The sequence below is a fragment of the Stenotrophomonas sp. 1L-E-5-B-C3 genome (assembly GCF_057292075.1).
The window spans coordinates 295,718-312,251 of sequence record NZ_JBXAWS010000002.1; the positions used below are offsets into that span (position 1 = coordinate 295,718).

18 protein-coding genes and 1 tRNA gene are annotated in these 16,534 nt (G+C 66.1%); 11 read left to right on the forward strand and 8 right to left on the reverse strand.

What is annotated here, in order from left to right; genetic code table 11:
* Positions 1–107 precede the first annotated feature (107 nt).
* Together AC0Z6F_RS04110 and amaB are read right to left on the reverse strand one after the other, a co-directional pair.
* On the reverse strand, positions 108–947 hold the full coding sequence (locus tag AC0Z6F_RS04110) for an SDR family NAD(P)-dependent oxidoreductase (RefSeq protein ID WP_485616643.1): 840 nt from the start codon (positions 945–947) through the stop codon (positions 108–110).
* On the reverse strand, positions 947–2,479 hold the full coding sequence (gene amaB / locus AC0Z6F_RS04115; RefSeq protein WP_485616642.1) for an L-piperidine-6-carboxylate dehydrogenase: 1,533 nt from the start codon (positions 2,477–2,479) through the stop codon (positions 947–949). The genes AC0Z6F_RS04110 and amaB overlap by 1 nt, the downstream gene beginning before the upstream one ends.
* Positions 2,480–2,662: 183 nt before the next feature.
* Between amaB and AC0Z6F_RS04120 the strand changes: the two genes are divergently transcribed.
* Positions 2,663–2,739, forward strand: a tRNA-Arg gene (locus AC0Z6F_RS04120).
* Between the two features lie 36 nt (positions 2,740–2,775).
* Here AC0Z6F_RS04120 and AC0Z6F_RS04125 read toward each other — a convergent pair.
* The gene (locus AC0Z6F_RS04125) at positions 2,776–3,666 is read right to left on the reverse strand and encodes a dihydrodipicolinate synthase family protein (protein WP_100468299.1); all 891 of its coding nucleotides are present in this window, start codon (positions 3,664–3,666) and stop codon (positions 2,776–2,778) included.
* Positions 3,667–3,804: 138 nt separating this feature from the next.
* Between AC0Z6F_RS04125 and AC0Z6F_RS04130 the strand changes: the two genes are divergently transcribed.
* Positions 3,805–4,278, forward strand: coding sequence for a GNAT family N-acetyltransferase (locus AC0Z6F_RS04130; RefSeq protein WP_485616641.1), 474 nt, complete (start codon positions 3,805–3,807; stop codon positions 4,276–4,278).
* Positions 4,279–4,284: 6 nt separating this feature from the next.
* On the opposite strand, the gene AC0Z6F_RS04135 is transcribed toward AC0Z6F_RS04130, so the two are convergent.
* On the reverse strand, positions 4,285–4,842 hold the full coding sequence (locus tag AC0Z6F_RS04135) for a GNAT family N-acetyltransferase (protein WP_100468300.1): 558 nt from the start codon (positions 4,840–4,842) through the stop codon (positions 4,285–4,287).
* A 147-nt stretch (positions 4,843–4,989) separates the two neighbouring features.
* Here AC0Z6F_RS04135 and AC0Z6F_RS04140 point away from each other — a divergent pair, with 147 nt between their 5' ends.
* Positions 4,990–5,883 carry a helix-turn-helix domain-containing protein gene (locus tag AC0Z6F_RS04140; protein ID WP_041864508.1) on the forward strand — a complete coding sequence of 298 codons (894 nt, stop codon included), beginning with the start codon at positions 4,990–4,992 and terminating at the stop codon, positions 5,881–5,883.
* Here AC0Z6F_RS04140 and AC0Z6F_RS04145 read toward each other — a convergent pair.
* A complete protein-coding gene (locus tag AC0Z6F_RS04145) occupies positions 5,831–6,661 on the reverse strand; it encodes a universal stress protein (protein ID WP_012510865.1) in 831 nt (276 codons plus the stop codon). The two genes, AC0Z6F_RS04140 and AC0Z6F_RS04145, sit on opposite strands and share 53 nt — an antisense overlap.
* A 170-nt stretch (positions 6,662–6,831) precedes the next feature.
* Here AC0Z6F_RS04145 and AC0Z6F_RS04150 point away from each other — a divergent pair, with 170 nt between their 5' ends.
* A complete protein-coding gene (locus tag AC0Z6F_RS04150) occupies positions 6,832–7,398 on the forward strand; it encodes a TetR/AcrR family transcriptional regulator (RefSeq protein WP_032969913.1) in 567 nt (188 codons plus the stop codon).
* Between the two features lie 31 nt (positions 7,399–7,429).
* On the opposite strand, the gene AC0Z6F_RS04155 is transcribed toward AC0Z6F_RS04150, so the two are convergent.
* Positions 7,430–7,789, reverse strand: coding sequence for a response regulator (locus AC0Z6F_RS04155; protein WP_006362973.1), 360 nt, complete (start codon positions 7,787–7,789; stop codon positions 7,430–7,432).
* Complete coding sequence (locus AC0Z6F_RS04160) at positions 7,779–8,942, reverse strand: two-component system sensor histidine kinase NtrB (RefSeq protein WP_485616640.1); 1,164 nt, start codon at positions 8,940–8,942, stop codon at positions 7,779–7,781. The genes AC0Z6F_RS04155 and AC0Z6F_RS04160 overlap by 11 nt, the downstream gene beginning before the upstream one ends.
* 152 nt (positions 8,943–9,094) lie before the next feature.
* Here AC0Z6F_RS04160 and AC0Z6F_RS04165 point away from each other — a divergent pair, with 152 nt between their 5' ends.
* The 5 genes from AC0Z6F_RS04165 to AC0Z6F_RS04185 all read left to right on the forward strand — a co-directional run bounded on the left by AC0Z6F_RS04165 (position 9,095) and on the right by AC0Z6F_RS04185 (position 15,246).
* The gene (locus AC0Z6F_RS04165) at positions 9,095–12,208 is read left to right on the forward strand and encodes a response regulator (protein WP_485616638.1); all 3,114 of its coding nucleotides are present in this window, start codon (positions 9,095–9,097) and stop codon (positions 12,206–12,208) included.
* A complete protein-coding gene (locus AC0Z6F_RS04170) occupies positions 12,205–13,029 on the forward strand; it encodes a CheR family methyltransferase (RefSeq protein ID WP_065723074.1) in 825 nt (274 codons plus the stop codon). Before AC0Z6F_RS04165 ends, AC0Z6F_RS04170 begins: the two co-directional genes overlap by 4 nt.
* Positions 13,029–13,604 (forward strand): chemotaxis protein CheB, encoded by a 576-nt coding sequence (locus AC0Z6F_RS04175; protein ID WP_100468305.1) that lies wholly within the window; start codon positions 13,029–13,031, stop codon positions 13,602–13,604. The genes AC0Z6F_RS04170 and AC0Z6F_RS04175 overlap by 1 nt, the downstream gene beginning before the upstream one ends.
* Positions 13,601–14,734 (forward strand): hybrid sensor histidine kinase/response regulator, encoded by a 1,134-nt coding sequence (locus tag AC0Z6F_RS04180; protein WP_485616637.1) that lies wholly within the window; start codon positions 13,601–13,603, stop codon positions 14,732–14,734. The genes AC0Z6F_RS04175 and AC0Z6F_RS04180 overlap by 4 nt, the downstream gene beginning before the upstream one ends.
* Before the next feature lie 83 nt (positions 14,735–14,817).
* Entirely contained in the window at positions 14,818–15,246 is a 429-nt protein-coding gene (locus tag AC0Z6F_RS04185) for a BLUF domain-containing protein (RefSeq protein WP_012510871.1), read from the forward strand.
* A 15-nt stretch (positions 15,247–15,261) separates the two neighbouring features.
* Here the strand turns inward: AC0Z6F_RS04185 and AC0Z6F_RS04190 are convergent, their stop codons facing one another.
* Positions 15,262–15,582: an ArsR/SmtB family transcription factor gene (locus tag AC0Z6F_RS04190; RefSeq protein ID WP_012510872.1), complete on the reverse strand. Its 321-nt coding sequence runs from the start codon at positions 15,580–15,582 to the stop codon at positions 15,262–15,264.
* A gap of 86 nt (positions 15,583–15,668) precedes the next feature.
* Between AC0Z6F_RS04190 and AC0Z6F_RS04195 the strand changes: the two genes are divergently transcribed.
* Together AC0Z6F_RS04195 and AC0Z6F_RS04200 are read left to right on the forward strand one after the other, a co-directional pair.
* Complete coding sequence (locus AC0Z6F_RS04195) at positions 15,669–16,106, forward strand: YeeE/YedE family protein (protein ID WP_012510873.1); 438 nt, start codon at positions 15,669–15,671, stop codon at positions 16,104–16,106.
* The gene (locus tag AC0Z6F_RS04200; protein ID WP_485616635.1) at positions 16,103–16,516 is read left to right on the forward strand and encodes a DUF6691 family protein; all 414 of its coding nucleotides are present in this window, start codon (positions 16,103–16,105) and stop codon (positions 16,514–16,516) included. Before AC0Z6F_RS04195 ends, AC0Z6F_RS04200 begins: the two co-directional genes overlap by 4 nt.
* Positions 16,517–16,534: the final 18 nt, after the last annotated feature.

Sequence of the window (16,534 nt, forward strand, 5' to 3'; positions counted from 1 at the left end):
GTGCCTCTGCCCTGGCAATCCCATGCCCGGAGGATACGATGGTAGGCGTCGACCTTGGTCGAAGAAAGGCATGCCAACCAAGGTTGGCAGCTACCGGTATGCCGGTGTCAGCCCATCAACACCTGGCCGCCATCCACGTTGAGCACGCTGCCGGTGACCCAGCGCGCCAGCGGCGAGCACAGGAACAGGGCGGCGTCGGCGATCTCGCGCGGGTGGCCGAAGCGGCCGAACGGAATCTTCGCCAGCGTACCGTGGTACAGGGCGGGATCTTCGGTGCGGCGGCGGTCCCAGAGGCCGTCGTCGAACTCGATCGAGCCCGGTGCGATGGCATTGACCCGGATCCGGTCCTTGGCCAGCGCCAGCGCCTGCGAGGTGGTGTAGTGCGACAGCGCGGCCTTGGCGGCGGCGTAGGGCGCACCACCGGGACGCGGCTGCTGCGCGGCAATCGAAGAGAGATTGAGAATGCAGGCGTCACTGGACGCACGCAGCCAGGGCAGGGCCAGGCGCGAGGCCCTAACGGCGGCCATCAGATCGATCTGCAGGCTGGCCGCCCAGCCATCCTCGTCGTCGGCCATGCCATAGCCGGTGGCGTTGTTGACCAGCACGTCGATGCCGCCGAGTGTGTCGGCGGCTGTTTGCAGCCAAGCCTGGATCTGGCCAGCGTCGGCCAGATCGGCGGAGAACGTATGCAGTTCGAAGTTCTGCGCCCGCGCATCGGCGCGCAGTGCATCCAGACCGGCCTGGCCTCGGGCGCAGACCGAAACCTGCGCGCCGGCGCCGGCAAACGCCAGCACCATTTCACGACCGATGCCCTTGCTGCCGCCGGCGATCAACACACGGCGGCCGGTGAAATCGAGGATCGGAGCCCCTGCGGGGATCCGACCCTTCTCTTGGGTCAGATCCCCGGAGGGGCTCTGACCCACGGACGTGGCCGGATCCGTTGCCATCACAGATCGAACTTGATGCCCTGGGCCAGCGGCAGCGAATCGGAGTAGTTGATGGTGTTGGTCTGGCGGCGCATGTAGACCTTCCACGCATCCGAGCCGGACTCGCGGCCACCGCCGGTGTCCTTCTCGCCACCGAACGCGCCGCCGATTTCCGCACCGGACGTGCCGATGTTGATGTTGGCGATGCCGCAGTCGCTGCCGGCCGCCGACAGGAACTTCTCGGCGGTCTTCAGGTTGGCGGTGAAGATGGAGGACGACAGGCCCTGCGGCACGCCGTTCTGCATGTCGATGGCTTCGTCGATGGTGTCGTACGGCATCACGTACAGGATCGGCGCGAAGGTCTCATGCTGGACCACGGCGTCGCTGTTCTTCAGGCCGGAGACAATCGCCGGCAGCACGAAGTTGCCTGCGCGGTCGATGCGGGTGCCGCCGGTTTCGATGGTGCCGCCGGCGGCCTTGGCCTGGGCGATGGCATCGAGGAACTGCTGCACGGCGCCATCGCTGTTCAGCGGGCCCATCAGGTTGGCGGCGTCGGTCGGGTCGCCGATCTTGCCTTCCACCTGCTTGTAGGCCTTGACCAGGGTGGCCAGCACGTCGGCGTAGATCGAGCGGTGCACGATCAGGCGGCGGGTGGTGGTGCAGCGCTGGCCGGCGGTACCGACCGCGCCGAACACGATGCCCGGCACGGCCAGCTTCAGGTCGGCGGTTTCGTCCAGGATGATGGCGTTGTTGCCACCCAGCTCCAGCAGGCAGCGGCCCAGACGGCGTGCGACCTTCTCGTTGACGGTGCGGCCAACCTGGGTCGAGCCGGTGAAGCTGATCAGCGGCACGCGACGGTCATCGACCATCTTTTCCGACAGCGCCGTGCCTGCGTCGTTGACCAGGAAGAAGATGTCCGGGAAACCGGCTTCGCGCAGAGCGTCGTTGCAGATCTTCATCGAAGCGATGGCGGTCAGCGGCGTCTTGTTGGACGGCTTCCAGATGCACACGTCGCCACAGATGGCCGCCAGGAACGCATTCCAGCTCCACACCGCAACCGGGAAATTGAAGGCCGAAATAATGCCGACCAGGCCCAGCGGGTGGTACTGCTCGTACATGCGGTGGCCGGGGCGCTCGGAATGCATGGTGTAGCCGTACAGCATGCGGCTCTGGCCCACGGCGAAATCGGCGATGTCGATCATCTCCTGCACTTCGCCATCGCCTTCCGGCTTGCTCTTGCCCATTTCCAGGGCGACCAGCGAGCCCAGGGCGTCCTTATGCTTGCGCAGCGCTTCACCGCACAGGCGCACGGCTTCACCGCGGCGCGGCGCCGGCGTGGTGCGCCAGACCTTGAAGGCTTCCTGGGCGCGGGCGACGACGGTCTCGTACTCGGCCTCGGTGGTCGCGCGGACCTGCGCGATCGGCTCACCGGTGGTCGGGTTGACCGGGGTGATCAGCTCACCGCTGGTCGCGTTCGACCACTCCCCGTTGCCCAGGTACGTGCCAGCGTTGATCGCGTCCAGGCCAAGGGACTTGAGCAGCTCGGAAGACATGCAGACTCCTGTGTTTCGTTACGTTGTTTGGTGCCATCGCGGGCAGGTGGGGGACGCGATGAACTGAGCCGCCGATGGTAGCAGAGCAACCCGCACAGCCATGGTGCAACGCGCCAGTAAAATGCGATGGAACATGAACGCTTGGAGGGCAGGGGCGCTTACCTGTAAACTTCCCGGCTGCATGGCCCCGTAGCTCAGCTGGATAGAGCGTCCCCCTCCTAAGGGGAAGGTCGCCCGTTCGAATCGGGCCGGGGTCACCATCCGCTGCAGCCTCCTGACAGGTGCTCGCCGGGGTTTCACCGTAACCCGAGCCCGCCCAGCACCGTCGCGACCTCTTCCCGCTCGCCATCACGCAGCCCCTGCAACGGCAGTGGCAGGCAGTCCTCGCCGCACAGCCCCAGCAGCGCCGCCGAGCAGGCCATGACGCGAATCCCGCCGAACCGGTCGTACAGTGACCAAAGCGGTGCCAGCCGCGCAGACAGGGCAATAGCGCCCTCCGCATCGCCGCTACCCACGGCCCGCGTGATCTGCAGCGCAACCTCGGGGAACAGCCCGGCGGTCACCGAATACCAGCCATCGCACCCCGCCAGCAGTCCACGTACGGCCGACGCGTCGCCACTGACGCCCAGCGTCACATGCGCAGGAACGCACGCGCGGAGTGCGGTAACGCGCGCGGCCGCATCGGCCGGATCATCAGCAAGGCGCGGAATCTTGATCGAAGCGATGTTGGGCAGCGCGGCAATCCGGCCATGCAGTGCATCGGTGAAGCGGAAGTGCGTGGTGCCTGGGTTGTCATAGATGCAGATCGGCGTGCGCACCGCCGCACAGATGGTTTCAAACAGCGCTTGCACCTCATGATCCTTCAGGGGCTGGTAGGACACGGGCGCGAGCAGCAGGCCTGCGGCACCCGCATCTTCGGCATCCAGGGCCAGCTCCAGCACATCCCGGGTGCGTAGTGCGCCGATGCCAGCGATGACCGGTACGCCTCCTGCGTGGGCCAGGGCCTCGCGCAGCACGCGCTTGCGTTCACGCTTCTCCAGATAGGCATAGCTGCCGGTGGAGCCAAGCACGCCCATCGAGTCAACTCCGGAATCGGCCAGGCGCTCGACCAATCCCGCAAATGCCCGAAAGTCGATGTTGGATTCAGAGAGGGGCGTAAGTGGAAACGCGCTGAGGCCTTTGAACATGGGGTCTCCCGAATCCGGGGTGGGCTGGGTGCTACCGCGCTTGGGGCGTGGCGGCTGGACGCCTGGAATTGTTTATTGTCCTATGACAAAACTCAAGCGCCACCGTGCAGCGTGTCTGCCCGGTGCAAATGGCGCACCATGAGCGTCATGAAGCCGAGCCTTTGCCCTGTCCAGCCTCCGCACTACGCCACCATCGCCGATTGGCTTGATTCCGCCGAGACCACCCAGCGCTGGGCAGGCCCCGGTGTGCCGTTTCCCTTACCGTCGGAACGGTTCGCGCAGGTGCTCGAACTCGGGTTGCGGCCGGGCTGGGCGCTGCTGGACGAGCAGGGCCAGTGCCTTGGCTTTGGCCAGTACTGGATGACCGACGCCTGCACCGCACACCTGGGCCGCATCATTGTTTCGCCATTGGCGCGCGGGCGCGGCCTTGGCCGGCTGCTCATGCAGTCCCTGGGGGAACAGGCGCTGCGCGAAGACGGTATGCAACGCCTCACCCTGCGCGTCTATCGTGACAACGCAGCCGCCGTTGCCCTGTATCGCGACCTCGGTTTCCAGCAGGTCGACGCGTCCTCGACGCCAGAACTTCTATTCATGCAGCACATGGCGGGCTGAGACCGCTCAGGCCGGTGTGGCGGCCTGCAGGGCAAACCACTGCTCGCGGGTGATGCGGCTGATGTGCTCGGTGCGGTAGTCGCCGAGAAAGCTGTTGAACTTGTCCACTTCGGTATGGTGATGCTGAAAACCGCATTTGCTCTGTGCGCTGAGCGATTGCAGGTTGTCAGCGAAGTAGCCGCACCACAGTGCGTCCAGTTCCAGCTGCATGAAGGCGTGTCGCATCACTTCGCGCACCGCTTCGGGGACCAGCCCGCGGCCCCAGTACGGGACGCCGATCCAGTAGGCGATCTCACCCTCTCGATTGCTGATCTCGAAATTGCTGTCAGCGCCGATCAGGATGCCGACACAGCCGATCGCGTGGCCGTCCTCGCGGCTCTGCAGGGCGTAAACCTCCGGCCGGTTGAAGACGGTGCGGATGATTTCGGTACTTTCCTCGACGCTGGCGTGCACCGGCCAGCCGGCGATCGGCCCGACGCGCGGGTCGCGGGCGTACTCGTACAGATCGGCGGCATCGGTGTCGCGCCAAGGGCGCAGGATCAGGCGTTCAGTGTGCAGCTGCATGGCAGTTCCAGGTACAGAAAGAGAGTGCACAGGCTAAGTTCCGGCGCATCGCGGGCACAGGGCGGGGACCTTGATGATTCCGGTACTTTTGACAACTCAATGCCGAGGGCCGCTATGCTGTGCCCCGGAATCCAGCCGGAAGGGCCCATGGACCGCATACCCCAGCTTCTGGATCAGGACGAATCCATGCGCCTGGAGGTCAGCACGCTGGCCGAGGGGCAGGGCGTCCCGTTGTCGTTCGGCCACGCCTATCTGGCGGTACTGGTATGCGTATCGGGGCGCGCACGCTTTGCACTGAACTTCCGCGAGGTGGCGATGCAACGGCACGATGTGCTGGTGCTGGCCGAGGACACGCTGGCGCTGCTGCGGCAGCGCTCACGCGGCTTTCTGGCTGTGGTCTGCCTGATGCCCAAGGCGCTGGCGTCGGAGGTGGCTTATGTACTGCCCAATGCGCTGTTCCAGTTCCTGCACGAACAGCCGCACTGTCGGCCGTCAGCGCTGGATCTGCCGCTGCTGCAGGGCTGGCTGCAGCTGATGATGGACGCGCAGCACAACGGCGGACGGCACCGCCATGTGATGCTGCGCAATCTGCTGCAGAGCTTCTTCCTGAAGATGGCCACGCTGCTGCCGAAGCAGAAGCGGGTGCCGGCACAGGTCAGCCGGCGCGAGCGCCTGGCCTGGAACTTCTGGGAGCTGGTGGGCCAGCGCAGCACGCGCCAGCGTGACGTGCAGTCCTATGCGGAGGCGCTGTGCATCACCCCGTTCTATCTCTCGCAGCTCACCCGCGAATGCTTCGATGAAACGCCGAAGGCGTTGATCGACCGCCAGGTGGTGCTGGAGATCAAGGCGCTGCTCACGTACAGCGAGTTGCCGATCGGACGCATTGCCGATCGCCTGCAGTTCGAGGATGCGTCGTACCTGTGCCGGTATTTCCGGCGGCATACCGGTCAATCGCTGACCGGCTACCGCCGAGCGGGGCAGGGCGGGACTAGTGCGATACGAACAGCGGCGCCGGCACTTCGGCCAGCAGATCCTCGGTGACCCCGCCAAGCACGCGCTCCACCACCCGGCTGCGGCTGTAGGGGCCCAGAACCAGCAGATCGGCTTCGGCGTCCAGCACGTGCTGGCGGATGGTTGCGGCGATGCCGCCCTGGCTCGAGTTGATCGCCTGTACTTCCACTTCAACGCCGTGCCGCGCCAGATGCTGGGCCATCTCGGTACCGGGTGCGCCTTCGGTCTTGGGCGTGTCGACCATCAGCAGGTGCACGGCCTGCGCACGGGCGAGCAGCGGCAGCGCATCGGCCACCGCGCGGCGTGCCTGCTTGCTGGCATTCCAGGCCACCACAATGCGGCGGCCGACCTGTTCGCCGCGCCAGTGTGGAGGCACCAGCAGCATTGGCACGCCGGTCTGGCGCAGCGTGCCCAGGGGCCGCCAGCCGCTGGGGGCGCCGGGTGTGTGCGGATAGCCGGCGATGATCAGGTCGCAGTACAGCGATTGCAGGGCCAGGTCGGCACCGCCCAGATAATCCGAAACGATGCGTAGCTCGGTGCTGATCTGCAGTGGTTCGGACACGGCACGCAGGTTCTGCATCAACTGCGCGGTACAGGCCGCGTCGGCGCGCGCTTCATGATCGAGCGCTGCGGCAATGCCGGCGCCACGCGCGAAGCCGTTGGCGATGTCGGTGGGGTGCTGGGCAGTGGACACTGCGACCAGATGCGCCTGCTGTGCCTGCGCCAGGTGGGAGGCGATGTTCAGTACGCGTTGTCCGGTGTCGCTGGCATCGAACAGCACAGCGATATCGCGTAGGGGATGCAGCATGGCCTTTCTCCTTCGATGCCTGTGACGCGTTCCCTGCCATGCACCGACCCGGGTGCACCGGACGCAGCTCCGTTGTAGCGCATCTGCGATTCGGATGAATCACTTTTGATTCAGTTTATTAATTGATGATTCATGCTAGCGTGGCCGTATCCCCGGTTTCCGACCCTTTCATGCGACCCGCCACCGCCCGCCCACGCCGCGACCTGCACCACGCCCTGGCGGCCACCCTGGTCAGTCATCCGCGCTGCACGCTCAGCGAGCTGGCGAGAGGGGCCGGCATCAGTCGCGCCACCCTGTACCGGTTCGCGCCGACCCGCGAGGCGATCGACGAGGCGTTGTTCGCCGCGGGCTTCGAGCGCCTGGAGGCAGCGGCCAGCTGGTTCGACCAGGGCGCTGATGCGCAGCACGTGCTGGAGCAGGTCACCACCACGCTGCTCGCCGATTGGGAGCTGGTGACCCTGGTGTTCGCGAGGATGATGGAAGAGCAGCAGCGGCAGGGTGACCTGCATCTGCTGCCAGAGCGCTGGGCACCGATCGGCGATCGCTTCGAGGCGTTTTTCCTGGATGGCCAGAAGGCCGGTGTGTTCAACGTCGAGTTCAGCGCGGTGTGGCTGGCGGACTTTTACTGGACCTGCTTCTACGGCATCACCTGGTCGCTTGCGCGCGGTCGCATGGCACCGGCATCTGCAGCGTCCACGCTGCTGGCCTCGTTCCGTCATGGTGCGATGAAAGGGTGACCGTCGTGCTGCCCACGCAGCTGGGCAGGCCTCACGCCTGTTTCAACAGCTCCACCAGCTGGCGCAGGCGATAGGGCTTGGGCAGGAACTCAACCTGCTCGGGTAGCGGCGGCAGCTGCGAGCGGGCGTAGCCGGATGACAGGATCATCCGCGCCTGCGGTTGATCGCGCGCCACGTGTTCGCTGAGTTCGATGCCGGACATGCCGTTGGGCATGCTGATGTCGCTGAACACCACGTCGAAGCGTGCTTCACCCTTCAACAGGGCGGCCGCTTCGTGTGCATCGGCGGTCGTGGCCACGTCGATGCCGAAATCGCGCAGGGCCAGGCCGATCATTTCGCGGAGATCGGTCTGGTCCTCCACCATCAATACGCGGATCGGGTCATCGGTCATGGGCAGGTTCCTCCATTGCGGGAAGCAGCAGGCTGACCGTGGTGCCGACACCGGGCGTGGTGGACACGTCGACGAAGCCGCCGCTCTGGGTAGTGAATCCGAACACCTGGCTCAGGCCCAGGCCGCTGCCTTTGCCGATGTCCTTGGTGGTGAAGAACGGTTCGGTTGCCCGTTCGGCGATATCAGCGGCCATGCCATGGCCCTCGTCGCAGACGCTGAGGGTGACATAGCCACGTTGCAGCGTGGAGTCCGCATCCGGGTCGAGGCGATGCTCGAGTGCAGTGCCGATCAGGATGCGGCCGCCTTCAAGGGTAGCATCTGCGGCATTGGCGACCAGATTGGCCAGCGCCGTCTGCAGCTGCAGCGCATCGGTGTTGATCGCAGGCAGGCCGGGCGCAAGTTGCGCATCCAGCACCACCGTGGGCGGGCAGGCGCGTTGCAGGTCCGGCAGCCACTGCCGTATCAGCGCATTGATATCCAGTGGTTCGCGGATCAGGGTCTGGCCGGTGCTGAAGGCGAGCAGCTGGCGGGTCAGTAGGGCGCCGCGGTCGGTGGCGGTCTGTGCAGCATCCAGCAGTTCGGCTGCACGTGTGTCGTCGGCGCCCACACGCAATGACAGCAGGTCCAGCGCGTTGCCGATGGTGGTCAGCAGATTATTGAACTCGTGCGACAGCCCGCGGCTGAGGCGGCCGACCGTCTCGAACTGCTGGGTATGGCGCAGCGCTCTCTGCGCATCGCGCAGCAGCCGCTGTGCCTGCCATTGCTCGGTGATGTCACGGGTGATCTTGACGAAGCCGAGCAGTTCGCCGGCTTCGGAGACTGGCTCGATCACGATGCTGGCGCGGAAGGAGGAACCGTCACGGCGGACCCGCCAGCCTTCGCTTGCATGATGGCCGTGCTGCGCTGCAAGACGCAGCAGGCGCTGCGGTTCACCCGCCTCGCGATCGGCGGGCAGGTAGAAGCGACCAAAATGGGTGCCGATGACCTCGTCGGCTGAATAGCCCTTGATGCGCTCGGCACCCGGGTTCCAGCTGCATACCCTGCCATCAGGATCGAGCAGATACAGCGCATGGTCGCGCACGCTGTCGATCAGCAATCGCAGTTGTCGGGAAGGGTCCGTCAGCACGGACGCCGTAGAAGCTGCTGCGTCCACGTTGAAATGAGCATTACCCCTGTGAGGGACGAAAAGCTAGGCATTGAAGTGTGAAGGATGCGTGCAGATGCGGCGCGTGCCAATGGTCCTGTGCGGCTGAATGCGACACGGAGTACCATCACCCACCTTTTTGCCTCCTGGAACCGACCTGCATGCGTCCTGGTGCGACCACGCGTGACCGCTGGATCTGGATGACCTCTGCTGTGCTGCTGGGCGCGACCATTGCACTGGAGCTGGTGGTGCCGCTGGGCTACGCGGTATGGCTGGCTTACTTCCTTGCCGTGGGCGTGACGGTGTTCCAGCGCAGTGCGCGGGCTCCATTCATCGTGGCGGTGCTCGCCTGCATTCTGTTGATTGTCGGCTATAACGTTGCACCGGCCAGCTCGAACTCGGCATTCTCGTTTGTCAATCGCAGCATCGGCGGCGGCGCATTCCTGATGATCGCGCTGATTGTTTCCCGAGCGATCCAGGCCCGGCGCCAGGCGATGCGGGCGTTGTGGCTGCAGGAAGCCGAGAATGCAGTGGCGATGAGCCTGCGCGGCGACCTGGGCCCGGAGCAGATCGCCGACGCGGCGGTGACCCGCCTGGCGGAGCAGCTGCGCGCCGACGTAGGGGCGGTCTATCGGCTGGAGGGCGGACGGCTGCAGCTCACCGGTGGCATGGCGCTGCCATCCGGCACACCCGCCTCGTTGTCGTTGCAGGAAGGGCTGGCCGGGCAGGTCGCGCGTGATGAGCGCATCCGTCACCTGCACGGCGACGAGGCAGCTGTGCTCGAACTGCAGACCAGCCTGGGCCGGTTGCCGGTGCGCGAACGCATCCTGGCGCCGATCAACAGCGATGGCAGCGTGGTGGGTGTCATCGAGCTGGGCCGGGCGCGCATCGGTGACCAGCAGGGCCTGGACGACGAACTGCTGGCGCGCTGCGCGGAGACCATCGGCATGGCCCTGCGCGCGTCATTGCTGAGGGCGCAGCTGGTGGTCCTGCTGGAAGAATCGCAGCGTCAGGGCGAAGAACTGCAGGCCCAGCAGGAAGAGCTGCGCGTGGCCAACGAGGAGCTGGAAGAGCAGAGCCGCAGCCTGTTGCAGTCGCAGAGCCATCTGGAAGAGCAGCAAGCCGAGCTGGAGCAGAGCAATGTCCAGCTGGAAGAGCGTACCCATGAACTGGAGGCGCAGAAGCAGGCGCTACTGGTTGCGCAGGGGCAGTTGGTCCGCAACAGCAATGAGCTGGCTGCCACCTCGCGTTACAAGTCCGAGTTCCTCGCCAACATGTCGCACGAGCTGCGCACGCCACTGAACAGCTCGCTGATCCTGGCCAAGCTGCTGGCTGACAACAAGGACGGCACGCTGACCGAGGAGCAGGTGAAGTATGCCCGCGCGATCCTGTCGTCCAATAATGACCTGCTGGCGCTGATCAACGACATCCTCGATCTGTCGCGCATCGAGGCCGGTCATGTCGAGCTGGCCGATGAAGTGGTCGTGGTCGACAGTGTGCTGCAACGCCTGCGCGAGACCTTCGAGCCGATGGCACGACAGAAGGGCCTGGCGCTGGAGATCGAGGCCGATGCGCTGGCACCGACCCAACTGGTGGCCGACAACCAGCGCCTGCAGCAGATCCTGAAGAACTTGCTGGCCAATGCCCTGAAGTTCACCGAGCACGGCAAGGTCAGCCTGCACGTGCGCGCTGGCGGCAATGGGCGCGTGCGTTTCGATGTCTGCGATACCGGCATCGGCATTGCCCGCGAGCAGCTGCCGGTCATCTTCGAGGCGTTCCGCCAGGCCGATGGCAGCACGCGTCGCCGCTACGGCGGCACCGGCCTGGGCTTGTCGATCTCGCGCGACCTGGCCGAGCGCATGGGCGGCAGCATCCAGGTTGACAGCGAGCCGGGACGCGGCAGCTGCTTCATCCTTGAGCTGCCGCTGCAGGGTGCGCCGGCGTCCGAAGCTCTCCCGGCGATGGCGACGGAAGCTGTTCCGTTGCCAGTGGCAGCACCGGCGCCCGCTCGTGTTGTGGCTGCGCCTGCGGCTGTGCCCCCCGCTGCTGTGTCGATGGCAGTTGCGAGCGTGGCGGATGACCGGGGCCGGCGCCAGCGCGCCGGTCGGCTGATCCTCGCAGTGGAGGATGACACCACCTTCGCCGAGGCGCTTGTGTCACTGGCCCATGAGCTGGACTTCGACTGCGTGGTAGCCAGTACGGCCGAAGAGGCCCTGGCGCTGGCCGCCGAGCTGCGTCCGAACGGCATCCTGCTCGATATCGGCCTGCCCGACGTTTCCGGTCTGAGCGTGCTGGAGCGGCTGAAGCGCAATCCGGACACGCGCCACATCCCGGTGCATGTGGTTTCGGCGATGGATCGCAGCCAGGTCGCGCGCGAGTTGGGCGCGATCGGCTTCGCGATCAAGCCGACCACACGTGAGCGACTGGCAGCGGCCATCGAGCAGCTGGAACAGACCAGCCGGCGCGATGTGCGGCGCCTGCTGATCGTCGAGGACGACAGCGAGCTGCGCCGTAACCTGGAGCTGCTGCTGGGCCGCGAGCAACTACAGATTGTCGCCGTCGGTACCCTGGCCGGCGCGCTGGAACAGCTCAGCACGGTTACCTTCGATTGCATGGTGATGGACCTGTCGTTGCCGGATGGCAGCGGTTACGACCTGCTCGAGCATATGGCCAGCAACGATGACGTAGGCTTCCCGCCGGTGATCGTCTACACCGGCCGTGCGCTCAGCCGCGAGGAAGAGCAGCGTCTGCGACGCTACTCGAAGAGCATCATCATCAAGGGCGCGCGCTCCCCGGAGCGATTGCTGGACGAGGTGACCCTGTTCCTGCACAGCGTCGAGGCCAGCCTGCCCAGCGACCAGCAGCGCCTGCTGCGCGAAGCGCGCCGCCGCGACACCGTGCTCGACGGCCGTACCGTGCTGCTGGCCGAGGACGACGTGCGCAACATCTTCGCGCTGTCCAGCGTGCTCGAGCCGCTGGGCGTGACGTTGGAGATCGCGCGCAACGGCCAGGAAGCGGTTGATCGCCTGGCCGAGCGTGAGGTCGACCTGGTGCTGATGGACATCATGATGCCGGAGAAGGACGGCCTGGCGGCGATGCGCGAGATCCGCGCGCAACGTCACCTGCAGGACCTGCCGATCATCGCGCTGACCGCCAAGGCCATGCCGGACGACCGCGAACGTTGCCTGCAGGCCGGTGCCAATGACTACATCGCCAAGCCGATCGATGTCGACAAGCTGGTCTCGCTGTGCCGGGTCTGGTGCTCGCGGCAATGAACGAGCAGGCGCTGTTCGATCTGGAACTGAAGGTGTTGCTGGAGGCGTTGTACCAGCGCTACCACTACGACTTCCGCAGCTATGCGGTGTCGTCGCTGCGCCGGCGCATCCGCCAGGCCATGCAGCGTTACGAGTGCGAGCGACTGGCGGACCTGCAGCATCGCCTGCTGCATGAGCCGGAGCTGTTCGCCCAGGCCATGCAGTTTTTCACCGTGCAGGTCTCGGAGATGTTCCGTGACCCCGCCTATTTCCGTGAGCTGCGCGAACAGGTGGTGCCGGTGCTGCGCACCTATCCGTCGGTGAAACTGTGGGTGGCCGGTTGCAGCACCGGCGAGGAAGTGTGGTCACTGGCGATCCTGCTGCATGAGGAAGGCCTGCTTGATCGCAGCATCGTCTATGCCACCGACATCAATCCGGCCGCGTTGGCCACCGCCGAGGCGGGTGCCTATGGCATCGACCGGATGGCCCAGTTCAGCCGCAACTACCTGGCCGCCGGTGGCGCCGCGTCGCTGTCCGACTACTACGCCACGGCCTACGATGGCGCGGTGTTCGACCGTCAGCTGCGCCGCAACGTGGTGTTCGCCGACCACAGCCTGGCCACCGATACCGTGTTCTCCGAAGTGCACCTGGTGTCGTGCCGCAACGTATTGATCTATTTCAACCGTGATCTCCAGGACCGGGCCGTGGGCCTGTTCCGGGAGGCGCTGGTGCACCGCGGATTCCTCGGCCTGGGTAGCAAGGAGTCGCTGCAGTTCGGGCGCCACCACGATGCCTTCGCGGTCTGTTCGCGCGAGCATCGCCTGTACCGGAAGGTTGCCTGATGGCGGTGCAGGCTCGCCCTGCGGTGCTGGTGGTCGGCGCCTCCGCGGGAGGTGTTGCCGCGCTGCAGGCGGTACTCGGCGCACTTCCGGCCCGGTTGCCGGCGCCGGTGCTGGCCGTGCTGCACCTGCCGCGAGACCGTACCAGCCGCATTGCCGAAGTGCTGGCGCCCTACTGCGCGCTGCCGGTGCGCGAGGCGGAAGACAAGCAGCCGCTGCAGCCCGGCACGGTGACGTTCGCCCCGCCGGACTACCACCTGCTGGTGGAGGACGCCGGCGCGGTGGCGTTGTCGGTGGATGCGCCAGTGCTGTTCTCGCGCCCGGCCATCGACCCGCTGTTTGAATCGGCCGCTGCGGTGTTTGGTCCGCAGGTGCTGGCGCTGCTGCTGACCGGTGCGAGCAGTGACGGCAGCGAAGGCGTAGCCGCTGTACGCGCCGCTGGCGGCCGTGCCTGGCTGCAATGTCCCGAAGAAGCCGAGGCGTCGATGATGCCGGCCTCCGCCCTGCAGCACGCTGGCGCCGATGCCGTGCTGCCCCTTGAACTGATGTGTCGTCGCCTGAAGGAGTTGTTTGCATGAACCTGCTGCCACCGGACCCTGCGCAGTCGCAGTCCCCGGTCAACCTGCTGATCGTCGATGACGTGCCGCAGAACCTGGTGGCCATGCAGGCGCTGCTGCAACGCGAGGGCGTGAATCTGCTGCTGGCCGGTTCCGGCGCGCAGGCGCTGGAGCTGCTGCTGGAGAATGAGGTCGCGCTGGCCCTGCTGGACGTGCACATGCCGGAGATCGATGGCTTCACCCTGGCCGAGCTGATGCGCGGTTCGCATCGCAGCCGCAAGGTACCGATCATATTCCTGACCGCCTCGCCGGATGATCCGGTGCGCGCGTTCAAGGGCTACGAAACCGGCGCGGTGGATTTCCTGCACAAGCCGGTGGCGCCGCAGGTGATCCTGAGCAAGGTCAACGTCTTCATCGAGCTGTACCAGCAACGCCAGTTGCTGAAGGCGCGCAACGAGGCGCTGGAGCGCGCGCTCAAGCTCAACGAGACGATGGCTGCGGTACTGACCCACGACCTGCGTACGCCGTTGTCGGCAATCCTGCTGTGCGCCGACAAGCTGGCGCTGGACCTTCCGCAAGGCAACGCGGGTGCGCAGCAGACGCTGCAGTATCTGGAGGCCAGCACCCTGCGCATGGCGCGGATGGTGGAGCAGCTGCTGGACTTCTCGCGGATCCGCAGCGGCGGCCTGCGCCTGCAGGCCAGTACCTGCGATCTGGCCGAGGTCACCCGCGCGGTGGTGGCGGAGGTGGGCAGTGCGCATGGTGCAGGCCGGATCCGACTGGATACACACGGCGACACGCAGCTTCAGGGCGACCTGGATCGACTGGGACAGGTTGCAGCAAACCTGATCGGCAATGCACTGACGCATGGCAACGAGGCACAGGTCGAGGTGGATGGCCGTGACCCGCGCAACGTGCTGCTGCGGGTGCGCAATGCCGGTGAGATAGATGCGGCGCTGCTGCCGCGCCTGTTCGAACCGTTCAAGGCCAGCTTCCACCAGAGCAATGGACTTGGTCTCGGCCTGTACATCGTCGATCAGTTCGTGCGGGCGCATGGCGGCCGTATCGGTGCCCGCAACGAAGCAGGGCAGGTGGTGTTCGAGGCGTTGTTGCCAAGGCGCAGTGACGGGGCGGTGGCGACCGCAAGCTGAATTCTTCAGCAAACGTTTCCGGATACTGAGACGGGCTCGTCCGCAACTGCTACCGTGGCGACTCACGTTGCCAAGGAAGCTCCATGCCATTGCGTGCCATCGCCTACGTCAGCAAGGTGCTGCCGGATCTTTCCGCCGAACGCCTGCATGTATTGGTCGAGGATGCGGCACGCTTCAACAAGCTGGCCGGGGTGACCGGCGTGCTGCTGCATGACGGTGACCGTTTCCTGCAGTACATCGAGGGACCACCGGACGGCATCGATTCGGTGTATGAGCGCATCCTGCAGGCTGGCAGCCATATCGACATCGTCGAGCTGGCGCGCGGCCGGCTGGGCCAGCGCCAGTTCCCGTACTGGTCGATGCGCGCGCTGCCGGTGGATGCGGCGCTGTTGCGTCAGCTGTCTGCCAGTGACTGGTCCGGCTTTACCCGCGCACTGCAGGGCGATCGTTCCGCGCCGACGCCGGTGGACCTGCTCGACAGGGTGGTGCAGCCGGTCCTTCACGTCGGCTGACCCCGAACCACAGGCTCAGCGTGGATCGCCACCACAGTAGGCGGCATGCAACGCCTTCAGTACACCCAGCGCCGGGCCATCGACCACGCGGTAGTGGATGGCCTGCGCCTGGCGGCGGGTCGCCACGATATCCAGTTCGCGCAGCACCGCCAGATGCTGCGACAGCGCCGATGCACTGAGCCCGGTCAGCGCCTGTAGTTCCGGCACCGGCGCTTCGCCTTCCACCAGTCGGCACAGCACGCGCAGCCGCGCAGGATGGGCCAGGCTCTTAAGCAGCGTTGCAGCCTCGGCGGCGTGTTCGGCCATGGCGGCGCTGTCGAGCGGGGTGCGGGCCATGGTTGACCTTTTTGTTTAGAAGTGTCTAATTTAGATAAATCTAAATCAAAGGGCAATCCCATGAGCGGCGTGAAAGAGGGCAGGGCATGAACCTGCCATGGACCGCGGTGGCTGGCGGAGCGCTGATCGGCGCCGCCGCGGTGTTGCTGCTCGCCACTGTCGGGCGCGTGGCGGGTATCAGTGGGATCGCCGCGGGCAGCCTGCGCGCAGCAGAAGGCGAGCGCGGCTGGCGCTGGGCATTCCTGCTGGGCCTGCTCACAGCAGCGGGGCTGGTGCTGTGGTGGCAGGCGTTGCCCGAGGCCTCGCCACGCGTGCTGTTGCGCGATGCCTTGCCGGCCTGGCAGTTGATCTGCGCCGGCCTGCTGGTGGGCTTCGGCACGCGCCTGGGCAGTGGTTGTACCAGTGGTCATGGCGTCTGTGGCATGGCCCGCGGCTCGAAGCGCTCACTGCTGGCAGTACTGGTGTTCATGGCCTGCGCGATGCTGACCACGTTCCTGATCCGGCACGGCGGAGGCCTGGCATGAGTCGCGCGGTATGGGCCGCCGCTGTGTCGGGTGCGCTGTTTGGCGCTGGGCTGGCGCTTTCCGGGATGACTGACGCGCGTCGCGTGCTCGGCTTCCTCGATGTCGCCGGTGATTTTGATCCGACGTTGATGTGGGTGCTGGCCTCGGCGCTGCTGGTCAGTGCGGTCGGGCAGCGCTGGGTGCTGCGACGCGCGCGTCCCGGGTATGCGGCCCGCTTCCAGCTGCCCACCGCAGGTGATGTCGATGCGCGCCTGCTGCTGGGCGCCGCGCTGTTCGGTATCGGCTGGGGATGGGCTGGTTACTGCCCCGGGCCGGCCATCGCCGGGCTGGCCGTCGCATCGCGTGAAGCGCTGTGGTTCGTGCCTGCCATGGTGGCGGGCTTCTGGCTGCACGATCGCTTCGTGCGCTGAGGCTTCACCCCTGTGTCA

Bases quoted from the DNA above. Each gene is read 5' to 3' on its own strand.
- AC0Z6F_RS04140 (WP_041864508.1), top strand. From the start codon at position 4,990: ATGGACCGCATACCCCAGCTTCTGGATCAGGACGAATCCATGCGCCTG.
- amaB (WP_485616642.1), bottom strand. From the start codon at position 2,479: ATGTCTTCCGAGCTGCTCAAGTCCCTTGGCCTGGACGCGATCAACGCT.
- AC0Z6F_RS04180 (WP_485616637.1), top strand. From the start codon at position 13,601: ATGAACCTGCTGCCACCGGACCCTGCGCAGTCGCAGTCCCCGGTCAAC.
- AC0Z6F_RS04165 (WP_485616638.1), top strand. From the start codon at position 9,095: ATGCGTCCTGGTGCGACCACGCGTGACCGCTGGATCTGGATGACCTCT.
- AC0Z6F_RS04175 (WP_100468305.1), top strand. From the start codon at position 13,029: ATGGCGGTGCAGGCTCGCCCTGCGGTGCTGGTGGTCGGCGCCTCCGCG.
- AC0Z6F_RS04195 (WP_012510873.1), top strand. From the start codon at position 15,669: ATGAACCTGCCATGGACCGCGGTGGCTGGCGGAGCGCTGATCGGCGCC.
- AC0Z6F_RS04200 (WP_485616635.1), top strand. From the start codon at position 16,103: ATGAGTCGCGCGGTATGGGCCGCCGCTGTGTCGGGTGCGCTGTTTGGC.
- AC0Z6F_RS04185 (WP_012510871.1), top strand. From the start codon at position 14,818: ATGCCATTGCGTGCCATCGCCTACGTCAGCAAGGTGCTGCCGGATCTT.
- AC0Z6F_RS04130 (WP_485616641.1), top strand. From the start codon at position 3,805: ATGAGCGTCATGAAGCCGAGCCTTTGCCCTGTCCAGCCTCCGCACTAC.
- AC0Z6F_RS04145 (WP_012510865.1), bottom strand. From the start codon at position 6,661: ATGCTGCATCCCCTACGCGATATCGCTGTGCTGTTCGATGCCAGCGAC.
- AC0Z6F_RS04190 (WP_012510872.1), bottom strand. From the start codon at position 15,582: ATGGCCCGCACCCCGCTCGACAGCGCCGCCATGGCCGAACACGCCGCC.
- AC0Z6F_RS04135 (WP_100468300.1), bottom strand. From the start codon at position 4,842: ATGCAGCTGCACACTGAACGCCTGATCCTGCGCCCTTGGCGCGACACC.
- AC0Z6F_RS04150 (WP_032969913.1), top strand. From the start codon at position 6,832: ATGCGACCCGCCACCGCCCGCCCACGCCGCGACCTGCACCACGCCCTG.
- AC0Z6F_RS04110 (WP_485616643.1), bottom strand. From the start codon at position 947: ATGGCAACGGATCCGGCCACGTCCGTGGGTCAGAGCCCCTCCGGGGAT.
- AC0Z6F_RS04155 (WP_006362973.1), bottom strand. From the start codon at position 7,789: ATGACCGATGACCCGATCCGCGTATTGATGGTGGAGGACCAGACCGAT.
- AC0Z6F_RS04170 (WP_065723074.1), top strand. From the start codon at position 12,205: ATGAACGAGCAGGCGCTGTTCGATCTGGAACTGAAGGTGTTGCTGGAG.
- AC0Z6F_RS04125 (WP_100468299.1), bottom strand. From the start codon at position 3,666: ATGTTCAAAGGCCTCAGCGCGTTTCCACTTACGCCCCTCTCTGAATCC.